This window comes from Leptospira perolatii (assembly GCF_002811875.1).
In the GTDB taxonomy this organism is placed as follows: Bacteria; Spirochaetota; Leptospiria; order Leptospirales; family Leptospiraceae; genus Leptospira_B; species Leptospira_B perolatii.
The window spans coordinates 89,393-103,525 of sequence record NZ_NPDZ01000005.1 but is presented as its reverse complement, the minus strand read 5'-3'; the positions used below and the strand labels follow the sequence as shown (position 1 = coordinate 103,525).

General features: G+C 42.4%; 16 protein-coding genes and 1 tRNA gene. 5 read left to right on the top strand and 12 right to left on the bottom strand.

Annotated features, from left to right (window positions below):
- Positions 1-38: 38 nt before the first annotated feature.
- Positions 39-848, bottom strand: a complete 810-nt coding sequence (locus tag CH373_RS09780; RefSeq protein ID WP_100713414.1) for a hypothetical protein — start codon at positions 846-848, stop codon at positions 39-41.
- Between the two features lie 4 nt (positions 849-852).
- Positions 853-1,026, bottom strand: a complete 174-nt coding sequence (locus tag CH373_RS18645) for a hypothetical protein (RefSeq protein WP_165778811.1) — start codon at positions 1,024-1,026, stop codon at positions 853-855.
- A gap of 123 nt (positions 1,027-1,149) precedes the next feature.
- Between CH373_RS18645 and CH373_RS09775 the strand changes: the two genes are divergently transcribed.
- The 3 genes from CH373_RS09775 (at position 1,150) to rktP (ending at position 3,371) form a co-directional block, all read left to right on the top strand.
- The gene (locus tag CH373_RS09775) at positions 1,150-1,383 is read left to right on the top strand and encodes a Sec-independent protein translocase subunit TatA/TatB (protein ID WP_100713413.1); all 234 of its coding nucleotides are present in this window, start codon (positions 1,150-1,152) and stop codon (positions 1,381-1,383) included.
- 79 nt (positions 1,384-1,462) lie between these two features.
- Positions 1,463-2,263: a twin-arginine translocase subunit TatC gene (tatC, locus tag CH373_RS09770; protein WP_100713412.1), complete on the top strand. Its 801-nt coding sequence runs from the start codon at positions 1,463-1,465 to the stop codon at positions 2,261-2,263.
- Positions 2,264-2,267: 4 nt separating this feature from the next.
- Positions 2,268-3,371, top strand: coding sequence for an Arg-Lys translocation region protein phosphatase RktP (rktP, locus tag CH373_RS09765; RefSeq protein ID WP_100713411.1), 1,104 nt, complete (start codon positions 2,268-2,270; stop codon positions 3,369-3,371).
- Between the two features lie 7 nt (positions 3,372-3,378).
- On the opposite strand, the gene clpX is transcribed toward rktP, so the two are convergent.
- The 8 genes from clpX to CH373_RS09725 all read right to left on the bottom strand — a co-directional run bounded on the left by clpX (position 3,379) and on the right by CH373_RS09725 (position 9,148).
- The gene (gene clpX, locus CH373_RS09760) at positions 3,379-4,650 is read right to left on the bottom strand and encodes an ATP-dependent Clp protease ATP-binding subunit ClpX (RefSeq protein ID WP_100713410.1); all 1,272 of its coding nucleotides are present in this window, start codon (positions 4,648-4,650) and stop codon (positions 3,379-3,381) included.
- Positions 4,651-4,668: 18 nt separating this feature from the next.
- A complete protein-coding gene (gene clpP, locus CH373_RS09755) occupies positions 4,669-5,262 on the bottom strand; it encodes an ATP-dependent Clp endopeptidase proteolytic subunit ClpP (protein ID WP_100713409.1) in 594 nt (197 codons plus the stop codon).
- Entirely contained in the window at positions 5,259-6,614 is a 1,356-nt protein-coding gene (gene tig, locus CH373_RS09750) for a trigger factor (protein WP_100713408.1), read from the bottom strand. Before tig ends, clpP begins: the two co-directional genes overlap by 4 nt.
- 39 nt (positions 6,615-6,653) lie before the next feature.
- A tRNA-Gly gene (locus CH373_RS09745) sits at positions 6,654-6,725 on the bottom strand.
- Positions 6,726-6,821: 96 nt separating this feature from the next.
- Entirely contained in the window at positions 6,822-7,463 is a 642-nt protein-coding gene (locus CH373_RS09740) for a molybdenum cofactor guanylyltransferase (protein WP_165778810.1), read from the bottom strand.
- The gene (locus CH373_RS09735; RefSeq protein ID WP_100713406.1) at positions 7,441-7,887 is read right to left on the bottom strand and encodes a molybdenum cofactor biosynthesis protein MoaE; all 447 of its coding nucleotides are present in this window, start codon (positions 7,885-7,887) and stop codon (positions 7,441-7,443) included. The genes CH373_RS09740 and CH373_RS09735 overlap by 23 nt, the downstream gene beginning before the upstream one ends.
- 5 nt (positions 7,888-7,892) lie before the next feature.
- The gene (locus tag CH373_RS09730) at positions 7,893-8,135 is read right to left on the bottom strand and encodes a MoaD/ThiS family protein (RefSeq protein ID WP_100713405.1); all 243 of its coding nucleotides are present in this window, start codon (positions 8,133-8,135) and stop codon (positions 7,893-7,895) included.
- Positions 8,136-8,137: 2 nt separating this feature from the next.
- Positions 8,138-9,148: a GTP 3',8-cyclase MoaA gene (locus CH373_RS09725; protein ID WP_100713512.1), complete on the bottom strand. Its 1,011-nt coding sequence runs from the start codon at positions 9,146-9,148 to the stop codon at positions 8,138-8,140.
- 88 nt (positions 9,149-9,236) lie between these two features.
- Between CH373_RS09725 and CH373_RS09720 the strand changes: the two genes are divergently transcribed.
- Both CH373_RS09720 and CH373_RS09715 read left to right on the top strand, forming a co-directional pair.
- The gene (locus CH373_RS09720) at positions 9,237-10,328 is read left to right on the top strand and encodes a HesA/MoeB/ThiF family protein (protein ID WP_100713404.1); all 1,092 of its coding nucleotides are present in this window, start codon (positions 9,237-9,239) and stop codon (positions 10,326-10,328) included.
- Positions 10,329-10,493: 165 nt separating this feature from the next.
- Entirely contained in the window at positions 10,494-11,138 is a 645-nt protein-coding gene (locus CH373_RS09715) for a hypothetical protein (RefSeq protein ID WP_125169952.1), read from the top strand.
- Here CH373_RS09715 and CH373_RS09710 read toward each other — a convergent pair.
- On the bottom strand, positions 11,135-13,297 hold the full coding sequence (locus CH373_RS09710; protein ID WP_100713511.1) for a molybdopterin-dependent oxidoreductase: 2,163 nt from the start codon (positions 13,295-13,297) through the stop codon (positions 11,135-11,137). The genes CH373_RS09715 and CH373_RS09710 overlap by 4 nt on opposite strands.
- 54 nt (positions 13,298-13,351) lie before the next feature.
- Positions 13,352-13,948, bottom strand: coding sequence for an arylesterase (locus tag CH373_RS09705; RefSeq protein WP_100713510.1), 597 nt, complete (start codon positions 13,946-13,948; stop codon positions 13,352-13,354).
- Positions 13,949-14,133: the final 185 nt, after the last annotated feature.

Sequence of the window (14,133 nt, the reverse complement as noted above, 5' to 3'; positions counted from 1 at the left end):
ACTCCTTTTCTCCAGTCTTTATAACAGATAAACAAGGTCTATTTTTTCTTTTTCTTCTTCTCTTTCTCGGCTTCGATCAATTCTACTTTTTCCTTTAAAGATTCGATCAAAGTCTTCGTTTTGCCTAAGTCTTCGGTTTCACCTGTGGTTTGTAAAATTTTCCTGTTTACCTCTAAAAGAACAATGGATTTCTTTAGGTCGCTCGCGTCCTGAGTGGATAAATCGAATTTAGCCCGATATTCCTGAGCGGCATGGTTACATAGTTCCAAGACCAAATTGTAGTGTTCTTGTCTAGGGTAAAAGTATGGATTTTCTAAATCTCTTTCTTTTTCGAAAGCGCGGAAGTCGAAAAGATTTTTACTTAAAATCGCGATCTTAAAATGAATTTCCGGAAAACTCCATTTCCATTTTGAATTCGCGCCAAAAGCCTCGATCGTGTTATTCGTGCTCAATCTGAGCCCTTTTACAAAGTTCAATCTCTGGATCGGATTAAACTCTTGGATTTTCAAAAGAAGATCCTTATTCTCAGCCAAACCTGATTCGTAATCTACTCCGACCACTTTTTCCATATACGAGATCGCGCTATAAATTTCTTTCCTGCCCTGGTTTAGATACGTATCCGATTTTAAATCCAAAATCGACACAGAGATTTCATTGATGAGCAAGCAAGTGTTGATATTCTTAATCGAATTTACGGAAAGAGCAATATTAAAATATGGCTCCATTTTGGGTTCTTTTCTGGACTGGGATTTTAGCAGATTCGTTTCTTTCTTTAGGTCTTCCAAAAAGTTTCTGAAATCTACAAGTTTCTCCTGAAATTCCTGTTTCTGTTCTTTCGTTAAGGCCATTCCATCATACCTGAATATTGATAAGGCTTCCCGTGGATAGAGCGTACATATAGTCAGAGTGGACCGACTCTTCTTCCCTTGTAGAATGTTCGGGATTTTCGATGGTCGGTTCGGATCCTTGCGGCATCACAACCGGAACCGCGTAAACTGCCTCTAACGGGCCTGGTTCTACTCTCATTTTTGCTCTCTGACTTAGTCCTTATTTCGCTCGAAAGGGACTCCCTTAGAATTATCGGTATTTACCTACTATCTATTTGACAGATAAAAAGGACCGGAAATCCTAACAAAGGAGGATCTTCGAATGTACTCACCACTGGCATTTGTGAACCTGGGATGGCCGGAAATCGTCATTATTCTGTTTTTAGCTCTCCTGCTTTTTGGAGGCAAGCGTCTTCCCTCTCTCGCAAAGGATTTAGGAGACGGAATTCGCTCTTTTCGTAAGTCGATTTCGGGCGAACCGGACGATCAGCCTCCAAAACTAACGGAAAAAGAACCGGAACCTACGAAAAAGTCGAAAGGCAAAAAATCGGCCTGATCTGCGGAATTGCCGAAATCTACTTCATAAAACCATTATAAACGAAGCATTTTAAGAGCGGACATTCTTACTCTACAGAATGGCAGTAAAAAAAACTAAGCCGAAAGTCCTTTCCGTAAATACACCTTCCCCGGCACCAGAAGCAGTGCCATCCAACGATAGAGAAAAATTCATGACCTTGGGAGAGCATCTCGAGGATTTGCGGATGGCGCTAATACGGACGTTGATCGTATTCTCCATATTTTTCGTGGCTTCTCTGTTTTTCGGAGAAGAGGTTCACAAGATTTTCTCTAAACCCTACAAAAACGTACTCGGACCAAACGCTACATTCTACCAAATCAAGTTAATGGCTCCATTCATGGTCTATCTAAGGACCAGCTTTATGTTGTCCGTTCTGTTTAGTTTTCCTTTTACACTGTATTATCTTTGGGGATTCGTTTCTCCGGCATTCGAACCAAAAACAGAAAAGCTAGGAAAGGTACTCATTCTATTCTCGACCGCCTTATTCTGGTTAGGTATTTGGCTTTGCTGGACTCAAGCTTTTGAGAATCTTTTGAGAATCTTCCTGGTGGCGTTGAGACCCTTGGACATAGAAACAAAGTTACCGATCGACGAATATTATGATGTATTTTTTAACATTCACCTAATATTCGGATTGGCCTTTCAGCTACCGGTTGTACTTGTTTTACTCGGCGCAATAGGAATCTTAAAGTCGTCGTTTTTGATTGCACATTGGAGAGAAGCATTAATGGGACTTGCAGTTGCTTCAGCCGCACTCTCTCCCGGTCCAGATGTGATGTCGATGATGATGCTATTTATACCTTTAATTTTTCTATTCGCTATCTCGTTAATTTTGATGAAAGTAGTAGAACGAAGGTAATCCGTTGTTTCAACTGCATCCTAAATATAAACTAGCCTTAGCGATCTTTACGGCATCCTTTTCTTTCTTTCTCGTATTCGTGCTGATAGACGATCTATTTTTAGGAGACGTAAATCGAATCGAATTTCGAAAATTTTTGTGGATACGATTACTCGCCGGTTTTGCATTTTCTATTTTGTTAGGCGGTCTTACATTTTATTTTGTAAATCTAATTTACCGATCTTTAAAATCATTGGCTCATCTCTTCCGCGCTTGGAGTGCAGAACAAGATCCAGAAGAAGAATTCGGGATTACCGGTGGAAATGACGAAATCGGCGAATTATCGAGAAGCTTTCGTCTCGCCTTGTTTCAAAGAAGCGAAGAAGAAGTATCCGAGCAAACAGAATCCAAATTGCACCAGGAAAAAGAGTACGCGAACAAACTCCAGTCTCTATTCTTCAAAATTAAACTTCATAAAATTAGAAATCTGGATATTACTGTATTTCCTAGATCCTCCGAAAACGGAGAGACTGATTATGCGAATATCATTCCGACCGCTGATGGTTGTATGGGAATTCTCGCAGGATTTCCGAACTCAGGTTATATAGAAGCAGGCTTGAAAGCACGAATCGAAGGGATGGTTTCTTTAGCTCAGGAAATGACCGGAGTCAGAGGAGAAGACTTGGTCTACAAGTTGGATCGATCGATTCGTTCCACACCGATTTCCGGTTTGAACCTGACGCTATTTTATCTGGAAACAAGAAACGGAGAATTAGGATATTTGCAGTACCAAGAGACTCCGATCCTGATTTATAAGAATGCCAGGATTTCGGAACAAGAAGTATCTAAGCACAGGTTCTATGACTTTCAGTCTGCGGGAAAGGAAATCCGAAAATTAAACCTCAAGCCGAACGAGTATTTTATCCTCGTGAGCGATCGAGTACCTGAAATTTGGAACAATAACATTGCGATCTCTCTGCAAAAAATAAAAACCTGGTCCGAAGGAAAAGATTACAAGAATTCTAGAGAAGTCGTACTAGACTTGGCGAGATGCCTAGAGTCCGAAGTCGGCAGGTCTGAAATGTCTAAAGCCGCAATTCTTTGTGTACAAAGAGTGCGGAACTCTTGAAAAATAATTAAGCGATCTTAGGCTCTTTCTTCAGGATCAACTTCGGAGGCTTGATTCCATTAACGGAATCTTCTGTAATCACAACCTCTTCTACGTCTTTCCGAGATGGAATTTCGAACATAAGATCCAGCATCAGGTTTTCCACGATCGCACGAAGTCCTCTTGCACCTGACTCTCTTTCAATTGCAAGTTGCGCGATCCTGTCTATGGCAGGCTCTTCGAACGTAAGTTTTACATTTTCCATCTCTAGCATTTTTGCATACTGACGCAAAATGGAATTCTTAGGCTCTCGGAAGATTCGCTTGAGTATATCCACATCCAAATCTTGCAAAGTAGCGATCACAGGCATACGGCCGATGAACTCAGGAATCAGTCCAAACTTCATTAAATCTTCCGGGATCACTTGAGAAAGTAATGCTCCCTTGGAATCCGCCCTCAGAACCTTTGTCTCTTTTTCATCTGAGCCGAATCCGATGGTCTTTACACCGGTTCTAGTCTTGATGATATTTTCCAGGTCCACAAAAGCTCCGCCTAAAATAAACAGTATATTCTTGGTATCTACCTGCAAATATTCCTGATGCGGATGTTTTCTTCCTCCTTGAGGAGGCACATTTGCGACGGTTCCTTCTATAATTTTCAGGAGAGCCTGCTGCACTCCTTCTCCGCTCACGTCTCTAGTGATAGAAGCACTATCCGATTTGCGAGCGATCTTATCCACTTCGTCAATATAGATGATTCCGATTTCTGCTTTCTTGATATCGTTGTCCGCGTTCTGGATGAGCTTTAGGATAATGTTTTCTACATCTTCTCCTACATAGCCGGCCTCTGTCAAAGCAGTGGCATCCACGATCGCAAAGGGAACTCGAATGATCCTAGCTAAGGTTTGAGCCAATAAGGTTTTCCCTGAACCGGTAGGACCAATCAATAATATATTCGATTTCTCTAATTCAATATCGGACTTCTTATCTTTGAGTGAAATTCTCTTGTAGTGGTTGTAAACTGCTACCGAGAGAGCTTTTTTTGCGTGGTCCTGACCGATTACATATTGGTCTAGGATTGTCTTGATCGCAGCGGGATTCGGGACCTCTCCCAAAAGCTCTGTGCGTTCTTTATCCTGCTCAGGCTCTTCTGCGATGATCTCGTTACAGAGAGAAATACATTCGTCGCAAATATAGACTCCGGGACCGGCCACTAGTCTTTTTACTGAATCTTGTTCTTTTCCACAAAAAGAACAGAAAAGCTTTTGTTTGCTACTGGTTCCGGTCGGTTTCTTTGCCACGATTCTAATCCTACTGAATTAATCCTTTTTGCGATCGATAGAAATTACGTTATCGATAATGCCATATTCCTTGGCTTGGTCTGCAGTCATGTACAGATCCCTCTCCGTGTCCTTTTGAATCTGGTCCACGGACTTACCGGTATGCTTTTGATAGAGTCCGTTTAAGGATTCCTTCAACTTCAATACTTCTTTTGCCTGGATCGCTATATCCGAAGCCTGTCCCGTCGCCCCGCCCATTGGTTGGTGCATCATGATTCTGGAGTGTGGAAGCGCAGATCTCTTACCTTTTGCACCACCAGCTAATAATAACGCAGCCATAGAGGAAGCTTGCCCGACGCACAGAGTCCGAACATCCGCCTTAATATACTGCATTGTATCATAAATTGCAAGCCCCGCAGTCACATAACCGCCGGGAGAATTGATATAAAGATAAATATCTCGATCCGGATTTTCAGCGTCCAGAAACAGAAGCTGAGCGATGACAACATTCGCGTACTCGTCAGAGATTGGATTTCCTAAAAAAATGATCCGATCTTTTAAAAGACGAGAATAAATATCGTAGGATCTTTCACCTCGTCCCGTTTGCTCAATGACGACTGGAATTACGCTCATACTCCTCCACTTTCCTTATTTGACAGGAATTCCTTGAGTTGACGGATACTCATCTTTTCGTTGTATTTCTTTTCTACAAGCTCGAAGAGCGTATCGTCTATCTTTTTTGACAAAAAAGTATCCCGGTAGTTCGCCAGAAGTTTTCCTTTTTCTAGCTCTTTCCTAAAATCGGCTTCCGACATGCCGTATCTTGAGGCAAGAGAGGTGATTTCCCGATCAAACTCCTCATCGGAAAGAATAATCCCCTCCTGTGCTGCCAACTTTTGTCTCGCAAAATACCCTTTTAGTCGGTTTTCTGCGATTGTTCGGAAGGAGGATTTGACTTCTTCCAAACTCTTCTTGGCCATCTCCGCATATTGCTCCATTGTAATACTTGGCAAACGCAATTCTTGGATCATGTTCTGGAATACATGTTCCGATTCCTCGTTCAAATAAGATTCCGGGAAAATGAATTTGGAATCCGTAACCAATTCCTTGTAAATCTCTTCCATCTTTTTGTTCTTAACCGCATCAGAATAATTTTTCTTTAGGTTTTCGCGTAATTTGTCTTTAAGAGAGGATAATGTTTCTGAACCGTCAAATTCGTTCGCTAGGTCATCGTCTACTTCAGGTAACACTTGTTTGTAGATCGCTTTTAGACTCATGTCAAATTCTAAAGTTTTTCCTGCGAGATCTTCCCGCGGATAATCTGCAGGATATGTGTAAGCGAAGGTTTTTTCTTCTCCTACTTTTAGTCCGTAGAGATGGTCATCAAATCCCGGCAAATTATTGGACTCTCCCAATTTATAATCCGAAGATCCGTTCTTAGCACTTTTCGGCTCCTGGCCTTCTTCCTTAACTAAGAATTCCATATCCACGATATCGCCAGCTACCGCACCTTCTTCCGGTTCGCGCAAAAGTTTGCGCGCTAGTTGCTTGCGAATCTGCTCGATTTCGTCCTGGAGATCGTCATCTACAACTTGTACTTCTGGAAGCTTTATCTTGATTTTCTTATATTTTCCTAAGCTAACTTCTGGCTCAGTATCATAGACCGCGGTCGCAATCAAAGTCTTTCCAGGTTGATAATCTTGGATCTCAAACTTGGGAAATCTGACCATCTTGTGTTCCAAATTTCCAGAGATCGAGTTCATACTGTCTACGAGTAGAATTTGAATTGCGTCACTCGCCACTGAATCGCCTAAGTGACGCTTTACCATCGGCAACGGTGCCTTGCCAGGTCGAAAGCCCGGAATTTTTAGTTCTTTTTGTTTTTGAAGATATGCCTTATCAAAAGCTTTATCCAGATCGCTTTGATCAAAGGTGAGCTTAATGTCTACGGATGCGTTTTGGTTTTTTTTTGTCTTGAATTCCATTGGTCAGAAAAAGCGCAGAAGCGCGCATAAAATAGAAAAAGCGGGAAACGGGACTTGAACCCGCGACCCCCTCCTTGGCAAGGAGGTGCTCTACCACTGAGCTATTCCCGCGTACTTGGTACCAACCATCTTTTTGTCCTATTTATGACTGTAAACCGGTTTTTAAAAAGAACTTTGGATGTTTTTCCATTTTATAGGATGTAGACTCTAATCCGTACTTTTAGGAGTCAGGTTTTGGTGCTCACTAGGGGTATTGACATTTCTAAAGAATTTCTTTTCGTTTTCAGGAAGTTCGAGCAATCTAGGACCTAGCTTTTCCAGTAATTCCTTGGGAGAAAAAGTACTGAGTCGACCGGAATCTAGGAGGCGAGATAGGTTATCTAGAGTTTGAGAATGATACAGACCGCAGAGTGGTTCCAATTGATTCTCCGTTTTGTAAAACACTCCAATCTGAGAAGACACTTGTTCTCTTATCAATCTTTCCAGTGTACGAATTCGGACCAAGGGCATATCGACCGGAACCACTAGAATCGATTCCATTGTTCCATTCTTTTTTAAGAAACGATAGGTACTCAAGATCCCTTTCAAGGGTCCTTCGAGAGGTAGCTCTTCGTCCAAAATCAGATTTTCAGGAGAGATTGCAGAAAGATAATCCGAAACCTGCTCCTTTCGAAGAGAAATGTAAACTGTCTCACATAAGAATGATACTCTTTGCAGAACAGACTGCAGAAATGTTTTCGAATCGAAATTGGATCGGACGCGCAGAAAGGATTTGTCCTCTCCCATTCTGGAAGAGAATCCTCCCACAAGAATGAGTGCGATTGTTCTAGTTTTGTTTTTTGTGTTCATGGACACAGCCCACTGCCCAAGCTGTGGATCCATCCGTATAGGTTTCTTTCTTCCAAATCGGAACTTCGTGCTTTACTCTATCTATGATATAACGATTGGAAGCGTAACACTCGTCTCTGTGCAGTGATCCTGTCGTAACTACGACAGCGAGTTCTCCGATTTCCAACTTTCCGAGTCTGTGTTGGCAATCTGCGTACAATAAATCCCATTTGGATTTCGCTTCCTCGAGAATTTCTCGGATCATCTTTTCGGCCATTTCCGGAAATGCTTCATATTCTAAGAATGCTACTTTCTTGCCTTCATTGACATTCCGAACGATTCCTGTGAAAACCAGATAGGCTCCTGTCTCCGGAATATCCGGAACTGTTTTCGGAAGTTCTACAGCTTGCGTACGAATATGATTTAGTATTGGTAGAACCTGCATAGATATCAACCTCCGCTGGAAGGTGGCAGCACGGCCACCACAGATCCGTCGACCAAAAGATCTTGTTCGTTCACGATGGACTGGTTCACTGCAAATCTGCTTACTTCGAGCAGTTCAGCTGCTTTTGGCTCTTTACTTTGTAGGAATTCCTTCAGATCGGCTACTGTTCCAATTTTATCCAAGTGCAAATTTTCAGAAGCAGGAAAGAAGTCCTTTAATGCAGCAAAACATAATAAGGTAATATTCATTTTCAACCGCCGATATATTTCATCGAAAGTTCACTTCCGGTAAACTGATTTTTTTTACTCATCATTGCCAATCTTAGGGATTCTTCCACTTGTTCTTCGTTTTCCGAAAGAGAATAAGAAGTGGTATCGCTCAAGCAACCGTAGATATTTCCTTTTACGTCCATCCTCAATCGGTTGCAGCCTTCGCAAAACGGTTCGGTATGATTTCCTATGATTCCGAATCGATAGCCTTCTGTTGTCCTATAATATTTCGCGGTGGACTCTAATGGAGTATCCTCTGCCTCGAAGTTAAATTCGTGTCCGATCTGATCTCGTATCTCGAGAGCGGAATAAAAAAGTTCTTGGTGTCTAGAAAACAAGGGGCCCATCCTCATTAACTCCAAATAACGAATCGGAACTCCTCTGTCTCCGGTCCATTTTAACAATGGAACTACTTGGTCTTCGTTATATCCCCTGAGAACTGTGCAATTCACTTTCACATTCATTTTCAGGGAAATTGCTTGCTCGACTTTCTCTATGAGTTTGTGGACGGGTAATTTTTTTCCGCTGATTCTTTGGAATCCTTCCTGAGATAATGAATCCACAGAAAAATTCATTCGATCCAAACCTGCGGCCTGTAACTTGGAAAGCAAAGGTTCTGGAAAAAATCCGTTGCTAGTCAGAGCGACCTCTGGAACTCCAAGCTCTTTGACAAGGCTTACGATCTCCGGAAGTTGCTTATGATTTGTAGGTTCTCCACCGGTAAGGTGGACTTCCTTGATATTCAATTTAGAAGTAAGTATTGTAAGATTTCTTCTGAGCAGATCCAAGGATAAATGCGCAGAGTGTGATTCTCTGAATGTATTTAGAGCCGAAGGATCTTCACTTGAGGTTCCCGGTGCGCAATATACACATCCAAACCCGCATGTCGAAGTGACACTGATTCTGAGCACTTCGAATTTTCTAGGAAATGCCTGCAAATTTGCGGTTCCGGCGCGGGTGCTCCCCGGACTCAGTGTTTGCCTTTCTTCCATTTGTATGTCTAGGTTATCACAAGAGTGAGTACTGAAAATGAAAAAAAGAATGAGTTGCAGAAGACTTACTAGGCGATAAAACATCATTATGGATGAAACTAGGAAGTCCTACTTTGCCAGACAGATCCGACTTCCCTCTTTTGGTGAAAAAGGACAGGAGAAGTTGCTGAGTTCTTCAGCATTAGTCATCGGTCTAGGCGGATTGGGAACCCCTGCAGTTATGTATCTTGCGAATTCTGGAGTCGGTAAAATCGGAGTTATGGACTTCGATACGGTGGAAATGAGCAATTTGCATCGCCAACCGATTTACTCACTTGCAGATTTAGGAAAAAGAAAAGCGCAAGTAACTTCTGATTTTTTAAAAAACAGAACCCCAGAAATCGAAATTAAATCATTCGAGTTTCCATTTACAGAGGAAATCGGTTCCGACTTTTTAAAAGAATGGGATGTTGTATTAGATTGCACTGATTCGCTTTCTTCCAAAATGGCCGCCAACGATCTTTGTGTGAAAGCAGGAAAACCTTTCGTATTCGCTTCGGTTTTTAGAATTAGCGCGCAAATTGCCCTATTTTCTGGAAAAGGAAAACCTTGTTATCGCTGCCTGTATCCGAATCTAGAAAACTCTGCGAGCTTGATGAGCTGCGAAGACGGCGGCGTACTCGGAATCATTACCGGATTGGCCGGAATGCAGCAGGCTTCTTTTGCAATCCGATCCCTATTGTCTCAGAGTGAAAATATAGAAGGCAAATTGTTCCAACTTGATTGGGACTCTCCTGTTTTGTACGAAACGAAAATCCAGCCAAATGTAAAGTGTACTATTTGTTCTGACAAATCAAAGAATCTGTTTGAAATGAAGCAGCTCAATCCTGAAGAGATCACGTTTTTTGAATATTCTACACTTAGCAAATCAGAACCAACATTTTTGGTAGATGTAAGAGAAGAAGACGAACAGTTCGCGGAGCCGATCTCGGGCTCCTGTTCTCTGCCTCTCTCTCAGATTGAGGCCGGGACAAGACCTTCTTTTCCTAAAGACTCGACCATCGTTGCGATATGCGCGACCGGAGTTCGTTCCAAAAGGGCAGTGAGTTTATTAAAAAGTTCTTATGGATCCGTGTATTCTTTTAAAGGTGGAAAAAGATTCTTTGATTCTTATTCCAATTCCAGGGAAAAAAAAGATTAAAGTGAATCGACGAAGTCTGTGCAAATTTTTCGAAACAGAACTGTTGTTGCAAGGATGAGAAGGTTTTTCTTTTTCAGATTATCGCTAACCATTCATTTTGTAATGTTTGGATTTCTTTGCGATTGCATCAGTGCTCTTCCTAGAGAAATTCCTCAGGATTTCTCGATGGGAGTATTCCAAGGCGGCGGGATGACTCCAAATTCGGAGAGTTTTTATTTATCTTCCGCGATTTCCTATCACAAAATTCGAGATTATAGGAAGGAAAGCATACTTTTCTTTCAGTCCGATCCCAAAATCATCCAAGAACTATACGAGCAAATTCGTTCTAACAATTTCGATAATATACAAGTTAGACAAGAGAAAGTCTATGACAGAGGCGGAATCAGTGTGCAAGTCACTGCAAACAAGGAAGTATACAATAAATCCGACTCTGGAATGACATTCATTCGTACTCACTGGAGAACTAGCTGGAAAAACGTACTCGAAGCCGCAGATCTTGCAAAATCCAAATCACTCGAAGGGAAGTCCAAAATCCCTGTATCTCTGCAATTGTCCGTAAATAAGGAACCCTATTCTCTAGGAATTACAATTGGTAGAATTTCCGTATATTATGAATACCAAATCTTTGAAGGAAGTCCTCCAGACACAAAGTTCGAATTTGTACCTGGAAAATATTCCCTAGTGATAGAGACTTACGCCAAGGGCATCCCTTTTATGCGAAGGAATCTAGAGTTAGCGATTCCTCCAAACATAAAGCAAGGAATCATCAAGATCGATTCCACGAACGCGGTTTTTGAGGCAATTCCTTAGGAAGCTTTCCTTACTTTTACAGGAATTCCGCTGAAAGCAGCGTTTCCAGAAAGCTCATCCACTTCTTGGTCATCTGTCAGATCGTTGATGCTCGCTCCTGCGTGTTGTGCGGCCACATTCAAGTTAGTTCCATTCTGCCCGTGACCAAATCCGTGAGGAATACTGACGACTCCTCTCATCATATCTTCAGTAATTTCCGCATGGATATGAATTTTTCCCACTCTGGACTCTACGATAACCTCTTCTTCTTCCTGGATTCCCAAACGGCTCGCATCCTCAGGATGGATCATCAAAGTGCATCTTTCTTTTCCAGTCATGAGCTTGGGCATGTTATGCATCCAAGAATTGTTATTACGAAGATGTCTTCTTCCAATCAGCAAGAATCCTTTCGCAAAATCTTCCTTCTTTACATCCGCTTCCCAATTTTGGAACTTCTGTTTGAGGCGAGGAAAATCCTTCCGCACTTCGGTAGGCAAAAGTTTGATCTTTTTGTCCGCCGTACACAACCTCTCCGGCAGGGAGGGAGACAATGGTCCCAGATCCACACCGTGAGGACTATTTTTTAAGAGTTCTAGACTCATTCCCATTTGCTTTTTCCCGTTTGCGCCGTAAGGCCCGCCCTTCAATGCAAAATCTATAATAGACTCCGGAGTCAGTCTAGTTTGGATTCTTTCTTTCGGTAAAGATTTCTTGGATCTCAATAGTTCTAGTCTTTTGGTTAAGTCCGAAAATATCTCCCAGTCATGAAGCATTCCGTCCTCAGGAGCAAATACAGGCGGAGAATATTTTGCCGTGTTTCGCACTGCAAATACATTAAAGATCAAATCATAATGATCGTGCTCCAATGCAGAAGTTGGCGGTAAAATATAATTCGCGTGTTTGGTAGTCTCGTTCAGATAGAAATCTACGCTCACCATGAAATCCAAACTGTCCAAAGCTTTTTCCAACTGAGATCCGTTCGGAGTAGAAAGCACTGGATTCCCCGCAGAAGTAACTAACGCGTGTATCTTACCTTCTCCGGGAGTAAGGATTTCCTCTGAAAGAGCTGCCACTGGTAACTCTTCGTTGAACTCTGGCAATTTTCGAACCCTAGATTGAAAGTGATTGAAGCTTCCGGGAGAAGTCCTCATAGAACTTTTCGGATCGATCACGTCTACTGCAGGAAGGGTAAAAAGTACTCCGCCCACTTTATCAAAGTTTCCAGTAAGTATATTGATTAAATTAATCAACCACTGGCAAAGAGCTCCAAAGGGCTGAGTAGATACTCCTACCCTGCCATAGCAAACCGCAGCGTCCGCCTTTGCATATTCCATCGCGAGTCTTTCGATCGAAGCCGAAGAAACTCCGGTGACTTTTTCCACTTTGGTAGGGCTGAATTCACCTACGAAATTCCCGATTTGCTGTATTTCTTCTGAAGAATAAAGTTCGTTTTTCTTGATTAGATTTTTCGCAAACAGTACATGCAAAAAAGCTAGCAGCAAATACACGTCGGTTCCAGGGCGGATAAAAACATGTTCGTCCGCGTGCGAGGCGGTTTCGGTCTTTCTCGGGTCAACGACTACGTACTTGCCTCCCCTCTCCTGCAGTTCTTTGAGTCTCTTTTTTACGTCGGGCACGGTCATCAAACTTCCGTTAGATGCAAACGGATTGCCGCCTAGGATTAAAAAGAAATTCGTATTATCGATATCAGGAATTGGGACCAACAACTGATGCCCAAACATCCAGTAAGAAAGAAGCTGGTGAGGAAGCTGATCCACGGACGTGGCGGAGAATACATTCTTAGTTTTGAGTCGGTTCGTAAATCTTTGTCCGAATAACATGGAACCGTAATTGTGCACATTCGGATTCCCGCTATACATCGCGACAGAGTCGTTTCCGTACTTTTCTTGGATTTCGTATAGCTTCGTAGCGACTTCGGTGAGAGCCTCTTCCCAAGAAACTTTTACCCAACCGTCTTTGGTTCGTTTCATTGGATGTTTGATCCGATCCGGATCTTCGTATAAATTCTTTAATTCGGGACCTTTTGCACAAAGGTGGCCTCGGCTGAAATGGTCGTCTTTATCTCCACGAATTGCAGTAACAACCCCGTCCTCTACTTCGATCCGCAAGCCGCACATGGCTTCGCATAATGTGCAGGAACGATAATGAGTGCTTCCCATAGATCCTCCGAAGGTAGGATTTATTTCATCCTTTTCGGAGCTTGAATGCAAGTACTAATGCAATTCTTTAGATAGAAACGGAAGTACGTTCTTTGCCAGAATTTTATGACCGTCCGCGGTCGGGTGGATTCCGTCTGATTGATTCAAGCTCCTAACACCTGCCACACCTTCTAGAAGAAAAGGCAGATAGCTTACCTTTTCTTCCGCGGCGACTCTAGGATAAATCGCATCGAATTCTTGCTTGTACTTCTTTCCTAGATTCGGAAAGGTTTGCATACCCAACAATAGGATTCTGGCTTTCGGGTATTTATTTCTAACTCTTTGGATGATGGTTTTCAGATTCTCTTCAGTGGTTTTAGGAGGAACTCCTCTCATTGAATCGTTTGCACCCAGCTCTAGGACGAACAAATCGAGTGGTTTGGAAAGTACCCAGTCGAGCCTTGCGACTCCTCCTGAAGAAGTTTCCCCGCTCACTCCGGCATTTGTGTATTCCAAACCAGGATTTTCCTTTTCCAATTTTTTCCAGAGCAAATGTGGAAATGCTTCCTCCGGAGAATGCAACCCGTAACCAGCAGTCAAACTATCTCCAAAAAATAAGATCCTTTTCCCTTTTTCCGTGGGAAGGTCCTTCTCTCCCACACTTAGCTGCATCTCAGCAGATGCAGAATTCTCCGATTTAGATTCATCCACTCCGGATTCCTTTTTGCAGTCCAACTGCGCGATGCATAAGATTGCAAAGAATAGAAGATGAAATGAAAAAGCCTTTAGAGATTTCGGTGAAACTGAAAAAAACAAGAATCCTCCAAGTGGTTCCAGACTGCGCTTTCGAGCTTAGA